We start from the raw sequence: 18471 nt of genomic DNA on the forward strand, positions 1-18471 counted from the left end.
GTCACTCCCCGCCGCGAAGGATCGAGTTGCCTTCGTGGGTGGCTTCCGCGGCGGTCACGTCGAGGGACAGCCGCCCGCTGAGCCCGTAGAAGGCGACCGGGTTGCGCCACAGCACCCGGTCCACGTCGTCGTCGTCGAATCCGGCCCGCAGCAGGGCCTCGCCGACCCGGCGGGTCTTGAGGGGATCGCTTCTCCCCCAGTCCGCGGCCGAGTTGACGAGCACCTTCTCCGGGCCGTAGGCGCGCAGGACGGCGACCATCCGTTCCTCGTCCATCTTGGTGTCGGGATAGACGGAGAAGCCCAGCCAGCAGCCGCTGTCCTTGGCCTCCTTGACGGTGGTCTCGTTGAGGTGGTCGACGAGGACCCGGTCCACCGGCAGGGCGGACTCGCGGACGGCGTCCAGGGTGCGGCGCAGGCCGGCCAGCTTGTCGCGGTGCGGGGTGTGGACGAGGGCGGGCAGCTCGTGGTCGGCGGCGAGCTGGAGCTGTGCCGCGAGCGCGGTGTCCTCCGCCGGGGTCATCGAGTCGTAGCCGATCTCGCCCACGGCCACGACCTGGTCCTTGACGAGATAGCGGGGCAGTTCGTCGAGGACGGGGACGCAGCGGGGATCGTTCGCCTCCTTGGGGTTGAGGGCGATGGTGCAGTGGTGGGCGATGCCGTACTGCGCCGCGCGGAAGGGCTCCCAGCCGAGGAGCGAGTCGAAATAGTCGAGGAAGGAGGCCGGTGAGGTGCGGGGCTGGCCGAGCCAGAAGGCGGGCTCGACCACGGCGCGGACACCGGCCGCGTGCATCGCCTCGTAGTCGTCGGTGGTCCGTGACGTCATGTGGATGTGGGGGTCGAAGATGCGCATCAGGACTCCTTGCCGGACGTGTCGGCCGCACCGGAGGCACCGGGGCCTGCGGACGTGCCGGTGGGGGTTGCCGTGGGCTCGGTCAGGGCCAGGACGCGGTACAGGTCTTCGGGCACGGGACGGCCCGCGGCGGTGCGTTCGTCGGCGTAGTCGCCGAGCATGCGGGCCAGTTCGGCGTCGGCGCGGGCACGCCCGGCCAGGTCCGCGACCTCGTCGACGGGCACGCCGGTGAACAGGCACTTGAGGACGGCGTGGCGCCAGTGGTGTGCGGGCAGGTGCCGTGCGGCGTACGGGCCGACGGCCGCCGCGAGCAGCCGGGTGTCGTTGGTGCGCAGGGCGTCCTCGACGAGGGGCAGCGCGTCGGGGCCGTCCACCAGATGGGGCAGCACGTGCAGGACGGCTAGGCGTTCGGCGGCGGTGCCCTGCCGGTAGACGCGTGTGAGGGCGTCCGGGTCGGCGCCGGCCGCGTACAGCAGGAGCACGCGGGCGTCGTCCGAGTGCTCGGGCCCGCACCGGCGGCCGGCCTCCGCTATCCGCAGCTCCCAGGTGGAGATGGGGCCGTGGGTGCCGGGGTGGTCCGCGGCTTCGCCGAGGGCACGGTCGAACCAGGCGCGGGCGTCCGGGCGCAGGCGGCTGTCGAGGCGGGCGTGCAGAGCGGTCAGGGCGGCGGGGGCGCCGCGCCCCGGGCGGGTGTCCTGGGCGTGCGGGCCGGGCCGGCCGTGCTGGGGGCGGTTCGGGTGGTTCACGGGGTTCTCCCTTCGGGGCCCTCGGGGATCGCCCGGGCCACGCGGTGGAGGAACGGGAGGGACTGTGCGGCGAAGTGCGGGCCCGCGTGGGAGTGGCGGGGCAGTTCGACGACGGTCAGGCCTTGGTAGCCGGTGGCGGCCAGTGCTTCGAGCACGGGCGGGAAGTCGATCTCCCCGTCGCCGAAGGGGAGGTGTTCATGGATGCCGCGGCGCATGTCCTCGATCTGGACGTGGCGCAGCCACGGGGCTGCGGCGCGCACGCAGTCGGCGGGTGGGAGGGGTTCGAGGCACTGGCAGTGGCCGATGTCGAGGGTGAGTCCGAGGGCGGCCGGGTCGTCGAGCGCGTCGCGCAGCCGGTGGAAGTCGGTGAGGGAGGAGAGCAGATGACCGGGTTCGGGTTCGACGGCGAGCGGCACACCCTCGCGGTCGGCCGTCTCGACGACGGGTGCGAGTGCCTCGGCGAGGCGCTTCCAGGCGGTGTCCTCGTCCGTGCCGGACGGGGTGATGCCGCTGAAGCAGTGCACGGCGTGGGCGCCGAGGTCGGCCGCGACGCGCACCGCCCGCAGGAGCAGGTCGACCCGGCGTGCGCGGTCGTCCGGGTCCGGGTCGAGGAGCGAGGGTCCGTGTTTGCGCCGCGGGTCGAGGACGTAGCGCGCGCCGGTCTCCACGGTGACGGAGAGGCCGCGCGCCGCGAGGGTGCGGGCCACGCGGGCGGTGCGGGCGGCCAGGTCCGGGGCGAGCGGGTCGAGGTGCATGTGGTCGAGGGTCAGGCCCACGCCGTCGTAGCCCAGGTCGGCGAGGAGTGCGAGGGCGTCGTCGAGACGAAGGTCGGCGAGACCGTTGGTGCCGTAGCCGAAGCGGAGGGCGGGGCCGGCGGGGGTGCCGGCCGTGCCGGGGCTCGGTGTCATGTGACGCTCACCTTCCTCGCGAATCTGCGGGCCGCCGGTGCGAGGGCGGCGGTCAGCAGAGCGGTGACGGGCGCGCCCGCGCGGGCGGCGAGGGTGGCCTGGAGCGGGATCATGGCGCGGATGCCCCCGCCGACCGCTCGTTGGACGAGCGGGGGTGAGGGGTTCAGGGCGGCGTGGAAGAGAGGACGGGCCGACGTGGCGGCGTAGGCGAGGGTGAGGGCCGTGCGCAGGGTGTCCGTCGGGGCGGACACGGCTGCGGGGGCCGAAGGCGTCGGCCCCGCCGGGCCCTGGCCACCGCCTGCCCGTCCCGCTCCGGGAGCCGGGCGGCTCGTCAGGCTCCAGGCCAGCGCGCCCGTCGTGGCCAGCGCGGCCAGCGGTGCCACCGGCGAACCGCCTTGTGTCTCCCCGCGGGACACCGTCGTCACGGCGAGCGTGTGGGTGGCCAGGGCGAGGGCGGAGGGGACGGCGCGACGGACCGCGGTGACGTGGCGGTCGCCGGCGCGGTGCGTGACGCGGGCCGTCCGGCCGGGCCGTTGGCCTCCGCGGGGCCCGCGGGCCCCGCGGCCGGCTGGGCCGACGGGACCGGATGGTCCGGTGCTTCCGGCTGGTCCGGCCGGTGTCCCCGGTCCGGCCGGTCCGGTTCGTCCGGCGGGTCCGGCCGGTCCGGCGGTCGCCGACGCCCCGAGGAGAACGTCCAGTCCGCGGGCGGCGGCCATCGCGGCGGGCCCGGCCGGGGTGCGCTTGAGGAAGAGGTCGTAGGCCCAGACGGTGGCCGCGAGCGGAGCGGCGACCGCGAGGGAGGGACGGCCCGCGCGGGACGCCAGGGCGAGGCCCGCGGCCGTCAGGGCTCCCGCCGCCGCGAGTGCCGCGGCCGGGCGTACCCGGCCGGAGGGCAGCGGGCGGTGCGGGCGTTCCACGGCGTCCTCGGCACGGTCGGCCCAGTCGTTGAGGGCCATGCCGGCCTCGTACAGACAGACGGAGGAGCCGATGGCGAGCAGGGTGCGGGAGTTGGGGCGGGCGCCGATGGCGGCGGCGCCCGCGAGGGCGTCACCGGGGACGGTGAACAAGGCGGGCAGACGCAGCAGTTCGGCCCAGGCACGCGCCCGCGCGCGCCCGCTCGGCCGCGCCTCGCGGGGCACCTTCGACCGGGCTCCGCCGGGCCACCTGCCCGTCCCTGCCCCTCGGCCGTCGCCGGCCACTCCGCCCTCCCCTGCCGCCGGTCCATCCCCTGTCGAGCGGCTCCGCCCGGCAGACCGGGACTCGCCCCCCGACCGGGGCGCCTCTCCCGACCGGGACGCGTCTCCCGACCGGGACTCACCTGCCGACGGCGACCCGCCTGCCGACCGGGGCTCCGGTTCCGGTGGACCGTCGCCTGCCGACCGGAGCTCCCCTTCCGATCGACCGTCGCCTGCCGACCGGAACTCCCCTTCCGATCGACCGTCGCCTGCCGACCGGAACTCCCCTTCCGATCGACCGTCGCCTGCCGACCGGAGCTCCCCTTCCGGTCGACCGTCGCCTGCCGACCGGCCGTACCCGGCCGGCCGGGACCCGTCACCCCGCTGAGCCGTCTCGCCCGACCGAGGACCCTCGCCCTCGACCGACCGGTTCTTCCCGGCGGACCTAGGACCCTCAGCAGGCCGGCTCTCCCCGGCCGACCGGCTCTCCCGGGCAGACGGAAGGCACTCGTCCGACCGGCTCTCCCGGGCGGACGGAAGCCCCTCGCCCGACCCGCTCTCCCCGGTCGGCCTGGGCCCCTCGGCCGCCCCATGCCGTCGGAGCGAGCGTCGTGTTCCGAGTGCGCGGAGGTTCACCGGGTCTCCTCGGGGAGCGGGCGGAGGCGGGTGGCGAGGTCGGCCAGGGCCGCGTACTGCTCACCCAGGGACGAAGGGCCGTCGCCGACCGGGTCCTTGAAGTAGAAGCCGAGTTCGCTCAGCGGGCCGGAGAGGCCGGCCTCGTGCGCGCGGGCCGTGATGCGGGCCAGGTCGAGGACCAGGGGCGCCGCGAGCGCCGAGTCGCAGCCCTGCCAGGTGGTCTGGAGGACCATCCGGGTGCCGAGGAAGCCGTCGAAGGCGATGTGGTCCCAGGCGGTCTTCCAGTCACCGAGGACCGGGACGTCGTCGATGTGGGTCTCGCCGTCGGGGGCCGCGCCGAGGGTGTCCGCGAGCACCCGCTCCTTGCCGGCGTTCTTGGCCGCGGCGGCGTCCGGGTCGGCGAGGGCCGCTCCGTCGCCTCCGCCCAGGAGGTTCGTGCCGGACCAGGCGCGGACCGACAGTGCGCGCTGGGCGAACATCGGGCCGAGCACCGAGCGCAGCAGCGTCTGGCCGGTCTTGCCGTCACGGCCCGCGTACGGCAGTCCGCTGGAATGGGCCGACGCCGTCAGCTCCGGGTGGTGCAGGCCGGTGGAAGGAGTGAAGTTCACATACGGGCAGCCGGCCCGCAGGGCTGCCGCCGCGTACAGCGAGCTCGGAGGCATGGCACCCGGCCGTACGGGCTCCGTGGAGGCCACGTTCACCACCACCGCCCGGTCCAGGCCGCGCCGGCGTATGAAGTCCCGCAGGTCCGCGGCGAAGGCGTCGATGAGCTCGTCCGGTGCGCGGGTGTCGCCGGGGGTGGGGCCGCCCGGGCGGATCTCCCCGTCGGCCGCCTCCAGTTCGGCGGCGATCGCCGAGGGCAGGCCGTGCGGGAGCACACCTGCGGCGGCGAGGGCCTCCGCCCGCTTCGGGAGCGGACAGTCCATCGTGTCGTGGCCGCCGAAGACGAGGGACGACAGGGCGGGCAGGCCGCTGCCGACGAAGACGTCGGTCTCGGTGACCATGCCCGTGGGGGCGTGCAGGCCGGCGGTCACGGCGGCGCAGCCCGCGATGACGGTGGTGGCGACGGAGCCGCGAGCTCCGACCAGCCACACCCCCACCCGTGGGGCGGAAAGGGACGCGGACATGGGCAGCCTCCTTGTCGTACGTCAGCCGGAAGAAGCCGGAGATCCCGGGAACGGACAGGGCCGGGAGGACCGGTAGAAGCCGATGGGGGACGGCGGGCGGGAGTACGGCGTCTCCCGCCCGCCGCCGCTCAGTCGCCCGGCGAAGCCCCTTGTGCGGCGGACTTCGTGGGCAGTTCCTTGATCCGTACGTCACGGAAGGACACCTGGTCGTCGGCTCCGTGGTTCTGGATGCCGACGTGCCCGTCGCGCAGGCTCCGTACCGGATCGGTGTTGGTGAAATCGTTGATCTTGACGCCGTTGAGCCAGACCCGGAGCCGTTCGCCCTCGACGCGGATCTCGTACGTGTTCCACTCCCCCGGCGGGTTCAGCGCGCGGTCGCGCCTGCCGAGATCGGCGGACTGGAAGCTGTACACGGCCCCGGTGGTGCGGTCGGGGGCGTCGGTCGCGTCGATCTGGACCTCGTAGCCGTTGTCGACGGCGGACCACGGGTCGTCGGAGGCCGGGAAGCCCACGAAGACACCGGAGTTGTCGTCCCCGGCCACCTTCCAGTCCAGCTTCAGCGAGTAGGACCGGAACGCGGACCCGGCGTACCAGAGCATCCCCAGCCCGCCGGACGACGTGAGCGTGCCGTCGTCCGAGAGGGAGAAGGAGCCCGGTCCCGCCTGTTTCCACGCCGACAGGGAGTCGGCCGTACCGTCGAAGAGCGGCCGGTAGCCGTTCTCCGGGCGGCAGTCGGCCTGTGCGGCCCCGATGGCGTAGCGGATTCCTCCCAGCAGGTGGTGACGGAAGGCGGGTTCGGCGTACGACTCCTTGGTGTGACCGCCGCCCGTGTAGAAGGCGCGGCCGCCCTGGTACTCCTGGCACCAGGCGATCGGATGGTCGCCGTTCATCGTGCCGCCGGTGTACGACGACTCGTCGAGCGAGGCCAGGACGTGCGCCCGATCGCGCGGATCGGAGCGGTAGTTGTACCACTCGTCGGTGCGGTCCCAGGCCTGCGGCAGCTCCGAGGTGGCCGGGTGTGCCCGGTCCTCGACGTTCACCGTCGCCGGCTGGATCGCCGGGTGCGACTGGAAGTAGGCGCCCGCGAGGCCGCCGTAGAAGGCCCAGTCGTACTCGGTGTCGGCGGCCGCGTGGACGCCCACGTAACCGCCGCCCTTCTTGATGTACTTCTCGAAGGCACTCTGCTGAGGGCCGTCGAGGACGTCCCCCGTGGTGGACAGGAACACCACCGCGTCGTACCGGGCGAGGTTGCGGGCGGTGAAGGCTCCCGCGTCCTCGGTGGCGTCGACGGCGAAGCCGCCCTCCGTGCCCAGTTCGCGTACGGCCGCGATCCCCTCGGGGATCGAGTCGTGCCGGAAGCCCGCCGTCTTGGAGAAGACGAGGACTCGTCTCCCCTCCGCGCCCTTGGACGCGGCGGGTCCCGACACGCAGCCGAGCAGCAGGGCGGCAGCTGCGCCCGCGGTCAGCATCCGTGCGGATGCGCGCATGACCGTCACCCCTTCCGTCAGCTCGTCGTGAAGGTGAAGTCGTCCACGTCGTAGAGCGCGCCGGTGCCGCTCCCCTTGAAGACGAGGTACAGCGTGGTGGTGCCGCGTGGTGCGCCCGCGAGGTTCGCGGTGACGTCCTGGAAGGTGTCCCAGCTGCCGGTCACGGGCACGGTCGCGCTGCCCAGGAGCCGGCCGGTCGGGGAGCCCGCGCGGACCTGCAGGGTGCCGCCGGATCCGGCGGACGAGACCCGTGCCGTGATCTTGGTGGCCTTGTCGAGGACGTACGGGGTGAAGGAGATCCAGTCGCCGTTGTTGATGTCGCCGACGGTGCGGCCGCCGTGGGCGCTGGTCTTCGACTGGAGGGTGACACCGGAGAAGTCGTTGTAGTGCTCGGCCTGACGGTGCCTGGGCTGGAGCACGTTGCGGTCGTGGGTGGTCAGCGGGGCCTGGCCACCGCCTCCGCCGTCGGTGTACTCGGCGTCGAGGACTCCGAAGATGTTGGCGTCCTCGTCATGGCCGCCGTCGGCGCTGGTCTGGAGGGTGCCGGAGCAGCCGTTCGCCGAGGTGAGCGGGTGACCGTGGCTGTCGTGGCCGAGGATGAAGGTGACCTTCACCTTCGAGCAGTCGATCGTGGTGCCGTCCTCGGGGTCGGTGACCTTCACCTTGAACGGCACGGGGTCGCCGAAGCTGAACAGCTCGCCGTCGCGGGGCAGTTCCACCGTCACCTTGGGCGCGGTGTTGCCGACGACGATCTGCACGCTCGCGCTTCCGGTGCGTCCGCCCGGGTCCTTGGCGGTCACGGTCGCCGTGTAGGTGCCGTTCTTCGCGTACTTGTGCGTCGGGTTCGCGGCGGTGGACTTGCCGCCGTCGCCGAAGTCCCAGCTGTAGGTGAGGGCGTCGCCGTCGGCGTCCGTCGAACCGGCCGAGGAGAAGCTCACCTTGAGTTTGGCCTGGCCGGAGGTGCGGTCGGCCGCGGCCTGCGCCACGGGCGAGTGTCCGTCGGTGGCGTTCTCTATGCGGTACAGGCCCGAGTTCTCGTCGCCGCCGAACCAGGCGGTGCCGTAGTCCAGGACGTACAGGGCGCCGTCGGGTCCGAACGCCATGTCCATCACCTGGGTGCCGGTCCACGGTACGGAGTTGATGGACTGCACGGTGCCATTGCCGTCCTCGACGATCCGCTTGATCCAGCGGCGGCCGAACTCACCGGCGAAGAAGTTGCCGTCGTAGGCCTCGGGGAACTTCACGGGCGAGTCGAGCGAGGCGTCGTAGTGGTAGACCGGGCCGCCCATCGGGGACTCCGAGCCGCTGCCGAACTCCGGGACGGACGCGCCGTCGTACGGGATCCAGGCGGGTTGCGCCGGGGGCAGGTCGGTCAGGCCGGTGTTGTGGGGCGAGTTGTTCTTCGGTGCGGCGCAGTCGAACGTCGCGCCGGAGGCCTTGGTCCCGAAGTCGTAGTCGACGTAGGCGTCGTTCTTGCCGGTGCAATAGGGCCAGCCGAAGTTGCCGGCCTCGGTGACCCGTGCGAACTCGACCTGTCCGCCGGGGCCGCGTGCCGGGTCGGCGGCGCCCGCGTCGGGACCGTAGTCACCGACGTAGACGATGCCCGTCTTCTTGTCGACGCTGAAGCGGAACGGGTTGCGGAAGCCCATCGCGTAGATCTCGGGGCGCGTCCTGTCCGTGCCCGGGGCGAAGAGATTGCCCTCGGGGATGGAGTAGGAGCCGTCGGCGTTCACCTTGATGCGCAGGATCTTGCCGCGCAGGTCGTTGGTGTTGCCGGCCGAGCGCTGGGCGTCGAACGCGGGGTTGCGGTCGGCACGCTCGTCGATGGGCGTGAAGCCGTCCGACTGGAAGGGGTTGGAGTCGTCGCCGGTCGACAGGTAGAGGTTGCCGGCCGCGTCGAAGTCGATGTCGCCGCCGACGTGGCAGCAGATGCCGCGGGAGGTCTGGACGTCGAGGACCTTCTTCTCGCTGGCCGCGTCGAGGGTTCCGTCGGCCTTGAGGACGAAGCGCGAGAGGCGGTTGACGCCGTCGAAGGGGGCGAAGTCCGCGGCCGTGCCGGTCTCCGGCGCGTCGCCCGCGGGAGTGTCCAGAGGCGGGGCGTAGTAGAGGTAGATGAAGCGGTTGTCGCTGAAGCCGGGGTCGACGCCGACGCCCTGGAGGCCTTCCTCGTCGTGGGTGTACACGTCGAGCTTGCCCGCGATCTTCGTGTTGCCTGCCGCGTCGGTGAGGCGGAGTTCGCCGTCGCGCGAGGTGTGCAGGACGGAGCGGTCCGGGAGGACGGCGAGGGACATCGGTTCGCCGACCTCGGGCTCGCCCTTGGCGAGGGTGACTTGCTGGAAGTCCTCGGCGGCGGTCCCCGCGTCGGCGACGGCTGCGCCGGCCGGGGGTGTCGTGAGCGTGAGGGAGGCGGCGGCGAGGAGCGCGCCGCTCAGCAGGGCGAGCGTCCCGCGCAGTCTGGGACGCCTTGAGTGGCTCTTGTTCGCTCTGGTGCGTGTGTTCTTCCTGCTTCGGACGTTCGGGTGCACGAAATGCCTCCATGAAGGGGCCGGTCGTACGGGTGTGTGCGGGACGCCGGGGTGCGCCGTCACCCCGGAACTCTCTGGGCGGCCCCGTGCGGGGCCGGTCGGCCTGCCACGGCCCGTGCGGGGCCGGATCGGGCCTGGCACTCCGGTCCCTCACGGGGCCGGAACGGCCTGCCCGTCTCCGGTCCGCGCGGGGGCCGGTGCGGCCGTTCGTTCCGGCCCGTGCGGGCCGGAAGGCCTGGTCGTTCCCGGCCGGTCCGGGCCCGGGACGAGCCGGCTCTTCCCGGCCCGCGCGGGGCCGGTGCGATGCGGCCCGGCCGCCCCGTGGTGGGCCGGCGGCCTGGTCACACCTTCCGCAGTGGGCCGGTGCGGCCTGGTCGTACCGGCCCCGCGCGGGCCGGCGCGGCTAGTCGTTGCCGCCGAACGCCGCGTCGAACGAGGCCGACGGCGGCTCGAAGTCGTACGCCTTCAGGCGCGCCAGGGCTTCGGGGGCTCCCTGGAGCCGGTCCATTCCGGCGTCCTCCCACTCGACCGAGACGGGGCCGGTGTAGTCGATGGAGCGCAGCATCCGGAAGACGTCCTCCCAGGGGACGTCCCCGTGCCCGGCGGAGACGAAGTCCCAGCCGCGCCGCGGGTCTCCCCAGGGAAGGTGCGAGCCGAGACGGCCGTTGCGTCCGTCGAGCCGTTTGCGGGCCTCCTTGCAGTCGACGTGGTAGATCCGGTCGCGGAAGTCGTAGAGGAAGCCGACCGGGTCGAGGTCCTGCCACACGAAGTGGGAGGGGTCGAAGTTCAGGCCGAAGGCCGGCCGGTTGCCGACGGCGGCCAAGGCCTTGTGGGTGGTCCAGTAGTCGTAGGCGATCTCGCTGGGGTGGACCTCGTGCGCGAAGCGCACGCCCTGTGCGTCGAACACGTCGAGGATGGGGTTCCAGCGGGTCGCGAAGTCCTCGTAGCCGCGCTCGATCATCGACTCGGGTGCGGGCGGGAACATGGCGACGAGATGCCAGATCGCGGAACCGGTGAAGCCGATCACGGTGTCGACGCCGAAGGCGGAGGCCGCCCGGGCGGTGTCGGCCATCTCGGCCGCGGCCCGCTGCCGCACGCCTTCGGGTTCACCGTCGCCCCAGATCCGGGCGGGCAGGATGGCCCGGTGGCGTTCGTCGATGATGGCGTCGCAGACGGCCTGGCCGACCAGGTGGTTGGAGATCGCCCAGCACTTCAGGCCGTACTTGTCGAGGAGCGCGTGCCGGGAGTCGATGTACGCCGGGTCCGCGAGGGCCTTGTCGACCTCGAAGTGGTCCCCCCAGCAGGCGAGTTCGAGCCCGTCGTAGCCGAACTCGCGGGCGAGGCGGCAGACCTCCTCGAGGGGCAGGTCCGCCCACTGGCCGGTGAAGAGCGTGAACGTGCGGGGCATGACCGGGGGCCTCCTCAGACCGCAATGGGTGTGTAGACGGAGTTCTTCTCGGCGCTCTCCTCCACCGCCGCGAGCACGCGCTGCACCTGCAGCCCGTCGGCGAAGGACGGGGCCGGGGGGCGGCCCGCGGCGATGGCGTGCACGAGGTCGCGGGCCTGGTGCACGAACGTGTGCTCGTAGCCGAGGCCGTGACCGGGCGGCCACCAGGCGTCCAGGTAGGGGTGTTCGGGTTCGGTGACGAGGATGCGGCGGAAGCCCGCGTGGGTGCCGGGTTCGGTGTGGTCGTGGTACGAGAGTTCGTTGAGCCGTTCCAGGTCGAAGGCCAGCGAGCCGTGTTCGCCGTTGAGTTCGATGCGCAGGGAGTTCTTGCGCCCGGTGGCGAAGCGGGAGGCCTCGAAGGAGGCGAGGGCACCGGAGGCGAAGCGTGCGGTGAACAGGGCGGCGTCGTCGACGGTGACGGTGCCGACGCCGCCCGTCTCCGTCACGGCGGCCAGCCCGCTCGACGCCGCGGCCGGCAGCGGGCGCCGGCGTACGAAGGTCTCGGTGAGCGCGGAGACCCCGATGAGCGGCTCTCCCGCGAGGTACTGGGCGAGGTCCACGATGTGCGCGCCCAGGTCGCCGAGCGCCCCCGAACCGGCGTACTCCTTGCGCAGGCGCCAGGTGAGCGGGAACTCCGGGTCCACGAGCCAGTCCTGGAGGTACGTCACCCGGACGTGCCGCAGGGTGCCGAGCCGCCCCTCGGCCACCATGGAACGGGCCAGCGAAGTGGCGGGCACCCGGCGGTAGTTGAAGCCGACCATGGACATCTGGCCGCGCTCGTGGGCCTCGGCCGCGGCGGCGGCCATCGTCTCGGCCTCCTCGACGGTGTTGGCGAGGGGCTTCTCGCAGAGCACGTGCTTGCCGGCGGCGAGTGCGGCGACGGCGATCTCGGCGTGGCTGTCGCCGGGGGTGCAGATGTCGACGAGGTCGACGTCGTCCCGGGCGATCAGGGCGCGCCAGTCGGTCTCGGCCGCCGCCCAGCCGTGCCGGTCCGCCATGGCCCGCACGGCCTGCCCGTCACGGCCGCAGACGGCGGCGAGGACCGGGCGGCGCGGCAGGTCGAAGACACGGCCCACGGTGCGCCAGCCCTGTGAGTGGGCTGCGCCCATGAACGCGTATCCGACCATGCCGACGCCCAGGGTCGGTTTTCCGGACCCGGTCCCTGCCTCGTCGGGCTCGTGCGGCTGTCCCATGCGGATGTCCTCCTCGTCGTCGTGGCGCGGTGGGGGGTGGGGGCCCGGCCCGGGGGCCGGGCCCGTGGTGCGGGGCGCCTCACTTGAAGCCGGTGGCCATGTACTGCTTGACGTTGTCCTTGTCGACGACGGCCGAGTAGAGCGTGAGCGAGGCGGGGATCTCGAACTCGGCCAGTCCGCCGATGCCCTTGCTCTGGCCGAGCGCGCGGGCGAGGTCGATCGCGGAGGCGGCCATGGTCGGCGGGTACAGGACGGTGGCCTTCAGCACGCTGTTGTCGGCGTCGATGGCCTGGAAGGCGGAGAGCGCCCCGGCTCCGCCGACCATGAGGAAGTCGTCGCGTCCGGCCTGCTTGATGGCGCGCAGCGCACCCACGCCCTGGTCGTCGTCGTGGTTCCACAGGGCGTCGAACTTGGACTGGGCCTGGAGGAGTTGAGCCATCTTGGCCTGCCCGGACTCGACGGTGAACTCGGCGGCCTGCCGGGCGACCTTCTTGATGTTCGGGTAGTTCTTGAGGGCGGCGTCGAAGCCCTGGGTGCGCTGCTTGGTCAGTTCCAGGTTGTCGAGCCCGGCGAGCTCGATGACGCGGGCGTCCTTCTTGTCCTTGAGCTTCTCGCCGATGTAGTGGCCGGCGTTGAGGCCCATGCCGTAGTTGTCGCCGCCGATCCAGCAGCGGTACGCCTGCGGGGAGTTGAAGATCCGGTCGAGGTTGATGACGGGGATGCCGGCCCGCATCGCCTTGAGGCCGACCTGGGTGAGGGCCTTGCCGTCGGCGGGCAGGACGACCAGGACGTCGACCTTCTTGTTGATCAGTGTCTCGATCTGGCCGATCTGCGCGGCGGTGTCGTTGGAGCCCTCGGTGATCTCCAGGGTGACGTCCGAGTACTTCTTCGCCCGGCTCTTGGCGTTGTCGTTGATGGCGTTGAGCCAGCCGTGGTCGGCCTGCGGGCCGGCGAAGCCGATGGTGACGTGCTTGCCGGGCTTGTCGTCGGCGGCCGGCTGGCTGTTCGCTGCGGGCTTCTCGTCCTTGGTGTCGTTGCTGGTGCAACCGACGAGGAGGGCACCGGCCGAGGCGGCGGCGGTCCCGAAGAGAAGTCCTCTGCGGCTGGTGTGCCGGGTGGGTTCTGGCATGGCGGTGGACCCTTCTCGTGTCAGGTCGTGCTGGCTGTGCGCCGCTGGACCAGGACCGCGGCGACGATGATCGCGCCCTTGGCGATCTGCTGGACGTCGCTCTGGAGGTTGTTCAGCGCGAAGATGTTGGTGATCGTGGTGAAGATCAGCACGCCGAGCACGGAGCCGGTGATGGTGCCGCGGCCTCCGCTGAGCAGCGTGCCGCCGATGATCGCGGCCGCGATGGCGTCGAGTTCGTAGAGGTTGCCGTTGGTGTTCTGGCCGGACCCGGACAGGATGATCAGCAGGAACGCGGCGATGCCGCAGCACAGTCCGGACAGCAGGTAGAGGTACAGGCGCTGGCGTCGTACGTCGATGCCGGCGAGCCGTGCGGCCTCCGCGTTGCCGCCGACGGCGACCGTGCGCCGCCCGAAGGTGGTGCGGTTGAGGATCAGCCAGCCGATGACGGTGACCACGGCGAAGACCAGCACCAGCGGCGGTATGCCGAGCACGTACGCGTCGCGCTCGCCGAGTTTCAGGATCCCGTCGATGGTGACGATCTGCGTCTTGCCGTCCGTGATCTGGAGGGCCAGGCCGCGTGCCGAGGCGAGCATGGCGAGCGTCGCGATGAAGGGGACCATCGCGCCGTAGGCGATGAGCAGTCCGTTGACCAGACCGCAGCCGACGCCGACGAGCACCGCGGTGAACAGGACGCCGGCGAAGCCGTACTCCTGGGTGGCGACGGTCGTCGCCCAGACCGAGGAGAGCGCGACGATCGCGCCGACCGACAGGTCGATGCCGCCGGAGGTGATCACGAAGGTCATGCCGACGGTGACGACACCGATCACGGAGGCCTGGGTGAGGACGAGTTGGAGATTGCGGGTGTCGAGGAACTCGTCGGGCTTCGTGATGCCGCCGATGACGACCAGGGCGGCCAGCACGCCGAGGAGCGAGAGGGTGCGGACGTCGGCGCGGGCCGCGAGGGTCCGCCATGATGCGATGCCGTCCGGCGGTGATGTCTTCAGGGTTTCACCGGGCCGGGGCGGTGACGCGGGCTGCGTCATGATGTCCCTTCCATGACGAGGTCGAGTACGCGGTGTTCGTCGAGCTCCTGGGCGGGCGCCGTGTGCACGACGCGTCCCTCGCGGAGCACCAGCACACGGTCGGCGAGTCCCAGCACCTCGGGGACTTCGCTGGAGACCAGCAGGACGGCGAGGCCCTCGTCGGCGAGCCGGCGGATGACCGCGTACAGCTCGGCGCGGGCTCCGACGTCGACTCCCCGGGTGGGTTCGTCCAGCAGCAGCACCCGGCAGCCGCGCAGCAGCCAGCGCGCCAGGACCGCCTTCTGCTGGTTGCCGCCCGAGAGGGTCCGTACCGGCACCGAGGGGTTGTCGGGGCGCAGCGACAGTTCGCGGGTCGCCGCCCGGGCCGCGCCGCGCTCGGCACGCCGGTCGATCCAGCCGCCGTGTGCGAAGCGGGACATGGAGGAGACCGAGACGTTGCGGGTGACGGACTCCAGCATCAGCAGGGCCTGTGCCTTGCGCTCCTCGGGGGCGAGACCGAGTCCGGCCCGGACGGCCGCGCGCACGCTGCCGGGGCGCAGGGGTCGTCCGTCGACGCTGATCCGGCCGGCCGTCGGCTTGCGGGCTCCATAGATCGTCTCCAGGATCTCGGAGCGTCCGGAGCCGACGAGTCCGGCCAGGCCGACGATCTCGCCGGGGCGCAGATCGAGGTCGAGCGACTCGAACTCCCCCTCTCGGGCCAGTCCTTGGACCGCGAGGACGGGGTCACCGGGGGGCCGTGTGGAGGGCCGGTCGGGGAAGACGTACTCGACGTTGCGGCCCGTCATCAGGGCCACGACCTCGCTGGTCGGGGTCGACTTGGCGGGCAGTCCGCCGGCCACGGCACGCCCGTCCTTCAGGACGGTCACGCGGTCGCCGATACGACGGATCTCCTCCAGGCGGTGCGAGATGTAGACGACGGCGACGCCTTCCGCAGTCAGGTCGCCGACGATGCGGAAGAGGTTGTCGACCTCGTCGGGGTCGAGCGCGGCGGACGGTTCGTCCATGACGATGAGCCGTACGTCGTGGGACAGGGCCCGCGCCATGGAGACGATCTGCTGCTGTGCCGCCGACAAGTCGCCGACCAGCCGGGCCGGGTCGATCTCCGGGTGGCCGAGTCGTTTGAGCAGTGCGGCCGTCGACGCCCGTGCCGCCTTTCCCCGTACGACGAAACCGGCGCTGGTGGGTTCGTGTCCGAGGTGGACGTTCTCGGCCACCGACAGGCCTTCCACCAGGTCGAGTTCCTGGTAGATGGTGGCGATGCCGAGGCGCATGGCCGCGATCGGGGACTTGAGGGTGACGGGTGTGCCGCGCCAGCCGATGGTGCCGTCGTCGGGCTGGTGGGCGCCCGCCAGCACCTTGATGAGGGTGGACTTCCCGGCACCGTTCTGGCCGAGCAGGCAGTGCACTTCGCCGGCCTGGACGTCGAGGTCGACTCCGTCGAGGGCCCGGACTCCGGGGAACGACTTGGTGATGCCGGACATGGTGAGCAGCGGTGGTTCTGGTGCCATGACGGTTCCCCTTGGCGGGCGTGCGGACCGGTTTCAGGGCGTGACGTGCGCGGGCAAGCGCTTTCAGACAGGGCAGGGCGAAGTAGGGCGCTGTACTGGTGACACGTGCCGATGGTGCGGCCGGTGATGCGTGCTGGTGCGGTGGGCTACGCGGGTGAGAACAGGTGGTCGCTGATGAGCCGGGCCGCGCCGATGACTCCGGCGGTGGGCCCCAACTCCCCGAGAACGATGGGGAGGTTGCCGGTCGCGAGGGGCAGCGACTGGCGGTAGACCTGGGTGCGGATCGCGGCGAGCAGGGTGTGGCCGAGGCCCGTCACCCCGCCGCCGATCACCACCAGGCCCGGGTTGAAGAAGCTGACCAGGCCGGCGATGACCTGACCGGTGCGGTTGCCGCCCTCGCGGATCAGGTCGAGCGCGGTGGCGTCGCCCGCGGCGGCCGCGGCGGCGACGTCGACGGCGCTCAGGGCGCCGTTCGCCTCCAGTCGTGCGGCGAGCTCCGCCGAGAGACCCTGTTGGGCCGCCTCGACGGCATCGCGGGCCAGCGCGGCGCCGCTGAAGTGTGCCTCCAGGCAGCCCCGGTTGCCGCAGGCGCACGGACGGCCGTCGGGTACGGCCTGGATGTGGCCGATGTCGCCGGCGCTGCCCGTCGCACCGCGGTGGACCTCGCCGCCGACGACGATGCCGCAGCCGATGCCGGTACCGATCTTGACGCAGAGGAAGTCCCCCACGGAGCGTGCGACGCCCGCGTGCTGCTCCCCCATGGCCATCAGGTTCACGTCGTTGTCGACCATGACCGGGCAGCCGAGTTCCTGGCTGAGTGCCTCGCGGACCGGGAAGCCGTCCCAGCCGGGCATGATCGGCGGGGCGACCGGGACACCCTCGGGGAAGCGGACCGGTCCGGGGACGCCGATGCCGGCGCCGTCGAACCCTTCCGCGAGCCCCGAGGCGCGCAACTTGGCCGCCATGGCGAGGACTTGTTCGAAGACCGCGACCGGACCCTCGCGGACGTCCATGGGCTGGTTGATGTGGCCCAGGACCTCCAGCTCGGCGTTGGTGACGGCCACGTCGATCGAGGTGGCGCCGATGTCGACGCCGAGGAAGCGCAGTGCCGGTGCGAGCCTGATGTTGTGGGAGCGGCGGCCACCGCGGGATGCGGCGAGTCCGTCGGCGACCACGAGCCCGGTCTCCAGGAGCCGTTCCACCTCGACGGCCAGTTTCGACCGGGAGAGGTCGATCTGATCCCCGAGCTGGGCACGGGAGTTGGGCCCTCCGTCACGCAGCAGGCGCAACAGGCGGGCCTGGTGCGCATTGGCAGGTCGTGCCGTCATACGTCTCACGAGCCCCTCCCCGCCTCAATCGGCCTGCGTCCGTAGCGTTCCGGCCAACTTCGCCGGTCTCGCTTTCGAGGGGAACGTAGCAGTGGCTGCCGGGAGTGGGAAGAAGTCGCGCACGAATTGCTCTCAACTTTTTCCACTGACAGGACAAAGCAGGGGCCGCCGGCAGCACAAGGGCGCGCCTCCTGGCCGGCACCGCGGGGTGCCCGACAGGGGGCGTTCAGGGGAACTTCGCCTGGTGGGAGGGGTGTTGGGGGCTGCCTGGGCGTGACGGCCCGGACGGGGGCGACGCGGCGCGGAACGCCCCCGGGGCGGCGCGGGGCCGCCAGGGCGGAAGCCGGGGGTGCACCGGCAGTTTTCAGCAGGGCGGCGGAGCGGGGCCGTTGGGGCGGCCGGGCCGCCGCCGGACGCCGCGCGAACCTCGGCTCGGCGGCCGGGCCCGGCTGTCGGAGCCGGACGCGCCGGAGGCACGGCCGGGCGGCGCGACCGGGCGGCGCGACCGTCCAGAGGGCGCGGACCTCGGCCCGGCGGCGCCGAGCGGATCCGGGCGGCTTCCGAGCGGATGGCGGGCGGGTTCCGAGCGGCCTCCGGGCGGACGGAGCTACTTCTCCCGCTCGTGGTACGTCTTGCGCGTGTGCTCCGTGTGCGCGCGCATGACCTGAGTGGCGCGCGGCTCGTCCCGGTCCGCGATCGCCGCGATGAGGTCACGGTGCTCGATCCAGGACTGCCGGCCGCGCTGCCGGGCGACCGGCGTGTAGTACCAGCGGACACGCCGGTCGACCTGCGCGGCCAGCTCGGCGAGGACGGTGTTGCCGGCGAGCTCCATCACCTTCGCGTGGAAACGGGCGTTCATCGCGACCGCGCCGTCCACGTCGTCCGCGGAGACCGCGCGCTCGCCCTCGGCGCACAGCTCCTCCAGGGCGGCGATCCCGGCGCTCCCGGCGTTGGCGGCGGCGAGGCGGGCCGCCTCGGCCTCCAGCAGCGTACGCACGGTGAGGAGTTGGTCGGCCTCCTCCTCCGTCGGCTCGTGCACGAACGCGCCCTGGGCGGGGCGCAGATCGACCCACCCCTCGGTGTTCAGCCGCTGCAACGCCTCGCGCACCGGCTGGCGGGAGACCCCGAGGTGCCCGGCGAGTTCGCTCTCGACCAGGTGCTGGCCCGGCTGGAGGGCACGGGTGGTGATGAGTTCGAGCAGCGCCTCGTAGACGCGGTCGCGCAACGGGCCGGGGCGTTCCAGCTTGGGCACGGACCCTTGCGGCAGTCCGGTCGACAACATCACGGTCCCCCTCCTGAGGCAGCGGCGGGTGCGGCAGCCGAAAGCCGGTGCCACCGGTCGGCCGGAGCCGCTCGGGAGCCGACGCCA

Annotated in this window: 14 protein-coding genes; all 14 read right to left on the reverse strand. The window is 72.5% G+C overall.

Annotated features, from left to right (window positions below; translation table 11 throughout):
• Position 1: 1 nt before the first annotated feature.
• Positions 2–850 carry a TatD family hydrolase gene (locus tag ACZ4IF_RS08470; RefSeq protein WP_359503853.1) on the reverse strand — a complete coding sequence of 283 codons (849 nt, stop codon included), beginning with the start codon at positions 848–850 and terminating at the stop codon, positions 2–4.
• Positions 850–1596 carry an EboA domain-containing protein gene (locus ACZ4IF_RS08475; RefSeq protein ID WP_467560759.1) on the reverse strand — a complete coding sequence of 249 codons (747 nt, stop codon included), beginning with the start codon at positions 1594–1596 and terminating at the stop codon, positions 850–852. Before ACZ4IF_RS08475 ends, ACZ4IF_RS08470 begins: the two co-directional genes overlap by 1 nt.
• Entirely contained in the window at positions 1593–2504 is a 912-nt protein-coding gene (locus ACZ4IF_RS08480; protein ID WP_467560761.1) for a sugar phosphate isomerase/epimerase family protein, read from the reverse strand. Before ACZ4IF_RS08480 ends, ACZ4IF_RS08475 begins: the two co-directional genes overlap by 4 nt.
• Positions 2501–3643: an SCO3242 family prenyltransferase gene (locus tag ACZ4IF_RS08485; protein ID WP_467560763.1), complete on the reverse strand. Its 1143-nt coding sequence runs from the start codon at positions 3641–3643 to the stop codon at positions 2501–2503. Before ACZ4IF_RS08485 ends, ACZ4IF_RS08480 begins: the two co-directional genes overlap by 4 nt.
• Positions 3644–4311: 668 nt before the next feature.
• Positions 4312–5442, reverse strand: a complete 1131-nt coding sequence (locus ACZ4IF_RS08490) for an inositol-3-phosphate synthase (protein ID WP_467560765.1) — start codon at positions 5440–5442, stop codon at positions 4312–4314.
• 128 nt (positions 5443–5570) lie between these two features.
• The gene (locus ACZ4IF_RS08495) at positions 5571–6929 is read right to left on the reverse strand and encodes a ThuA domain-containing protein (protein ID WP_467560767.1); all 1359 of its coding nucleotides are present in this window, start codon (positions 6927–6929) and stop codon (positions 5571–5573) included.
• A gap of 17 nt (positions 6930–6946) precedes the next feature.
• Positions 6947–9454: a PQQ-dependent sugar dehydrogenase gene (locus ACZ4IF_RS08500; RefSeq protein WP_467560769.1), complete on the reverse strand. Its 2508-nt coding sequence runs from the start codon at positions 9452–9454 to the stop codon at positions 6947–6949.
• 403 nt (positions 9455–9857) lie between these two features.
• A complete protein-coding gene (locus tag ACZ4IF_RS08505; protein WP_467560771.1) occupies positions 9858–10862 on the reverse strand; it encodes a sugar phosphate isomerase/epimerase family protein in 1005 nt (334 codons plus the stop codon).
• A 14-nt stretch (positions 10863–10876) separates the two neighbouring features.
• Positions 10877–12094 carry a Gfo/Idh/MocA family protein gene (locus tag ACZ4IF_RS08510; protein ID WP_467560773.1) on the reverse strand — a complete coding sequence of 406 codons (1218 nt, stop codon included), beginning with the start codon at positions 12092–12094 and terminating at the stop codon, positions 10877–10879.
• A 79-nt stretch (positions 12095–12173) separates the two neighbouring features.
• Positions 12174–13223, reverse strand: coding sequence for a substrate-binding domain-containing protein (locus ACZ4IF_RS08515; protein WP_467560775.1), 1050 nt, complete (start codon positions 13221–13223; stop codon positions 12174–12176).
• Between the two features lie 20 nt (positions 13224–13243).
• Positions 13244–14266, reverse strand: coding sequence for an ABC transporter permease (locus ACZ4IF_RS08520; protein WP_467560777.1), 1023 nt, complete (start codon positions 14264–14266; stop codon positions 13244–13246).
• A complete protein-coding gene (locus tag ACZ4IF_RS08525) occupies positions 14263–15774 on the reverse strand; it encodes a sugar ABC transporter ATP-binding protein (protein ID WP_467560779.1) in 1512 nt (503 codons plus the stop codon). The genes ACZ4IF_RS08520 and ACZ4IF_RS08525 overlap by 4 nt, the downstream gene beginning before the upstream one ends.
• A gap of 146 nt (positions 15775–15920) precedes the next feature.
• Complete coding sequence (locus ACZ4IF_RS08530; RefSeq protein WP_467560781.1) at positions 15921–17102, reverse strand: ROK family transcriptional regulator; 1182 nt, start codon at positions 17100–17102, stop codon at positions 15921–15923.
• A 607-nt stretch (positions 17103–17709) separates the two neighbouring features.
• Positions 17710–18384, reverse strand: a complete 675-nt coding sequence (locus ACZ4IF_RS08535; protein WP_028801785.1) for a GntR family transcriptional regulator — start codon at positions 18382–18384, stop codon at positions 17710–17712.
• Between the last annotated feature and the right edge of the window lie 87 nt (positions 18385–18471).

The organism is Streptomyces sp. NPDC025784 (genome assembly GCF_055558435.1).

Coding starts and splice junctions, on each gene's coding strand:
- ACZ4IF_RS08470 (WP_359503853.1), bottom strand. CDS start 850: ATGCGCATCTTCGACCCCCACATCCACATGACGTCACGGACCACCGAC.
- ACZ4IF_RS08480 (WP_467560761.1), bottom strand. CDS start 2,504: ATGACACCGAGCCCCGGCACGGCCGGCACCCCCGCCGGCCCCGCCCTC.
- ACZ4IF_RS08490 (WP_467560765.1), bottom strand. CDS start 5,442: ATGTCCGCGTCCCTTTCCGCCCCACGGGTGGGGGTGTGGCTGGTCGGA.
- ACZ4IF_RS08495 (WP_467560767.1), bottom strand. CDS start 6,929: ATGCGCGCATCCGCACGGATGCTGACCGCGGGCGCAGCTGCCGCCCTG.
- ACZ4IF_RS08505 (WP_467560771.1), bottom strand. CDS start 10,862: ATGCCCCGCACGTTCACGCTCTTCACCGGCCAGTGGGCGGACCTGCCC.
- ACZ4IF_RS08510 (WP_467560773.1), bottom strand. CDS start 12,094: ATGGGACAGCCGCACGAGCCCGACGAGGCAGGGACCGGGTCCGGAAAA.
- ACZ4IF_RS08515 (WP_467560775.1), bottom strand. CDS start 13,223: ATGCCAGAACCCACCCGGCACACCAGCCGCAGAGGACTTCTCTTCGGG.
- ACZ4IF_RS08520 (WP_467560777.1), bottom strand. CDS start 14,266: ATGACGCAGCCCGCGTCACCGCCCCGGCCCGGTGAAACCCTGAAGACA.
- ACZ4IF_RS08525 (WP_467560779.1), bottom strand. CDS start 15,774: ATGGCACCAGAACCACCGCTGCTCACCATGTCCGGCATCACCAAGTCG.
- ACZ4IF_RS08530 (WP_467560781.1), bottom strand. CDS start 17,102: ATGACGGCACGACCTGCCAATGCGCACCAGGCCCGCCTGTTGCGCCTG.
- ACZ4IF_RS08535 (WP_028801785.1), bottom strand. CDS start 18,384: ATGTTGTCGACCGGACTGCCGCAAGGGTCCGTGCCCAAGCTGGAACGC.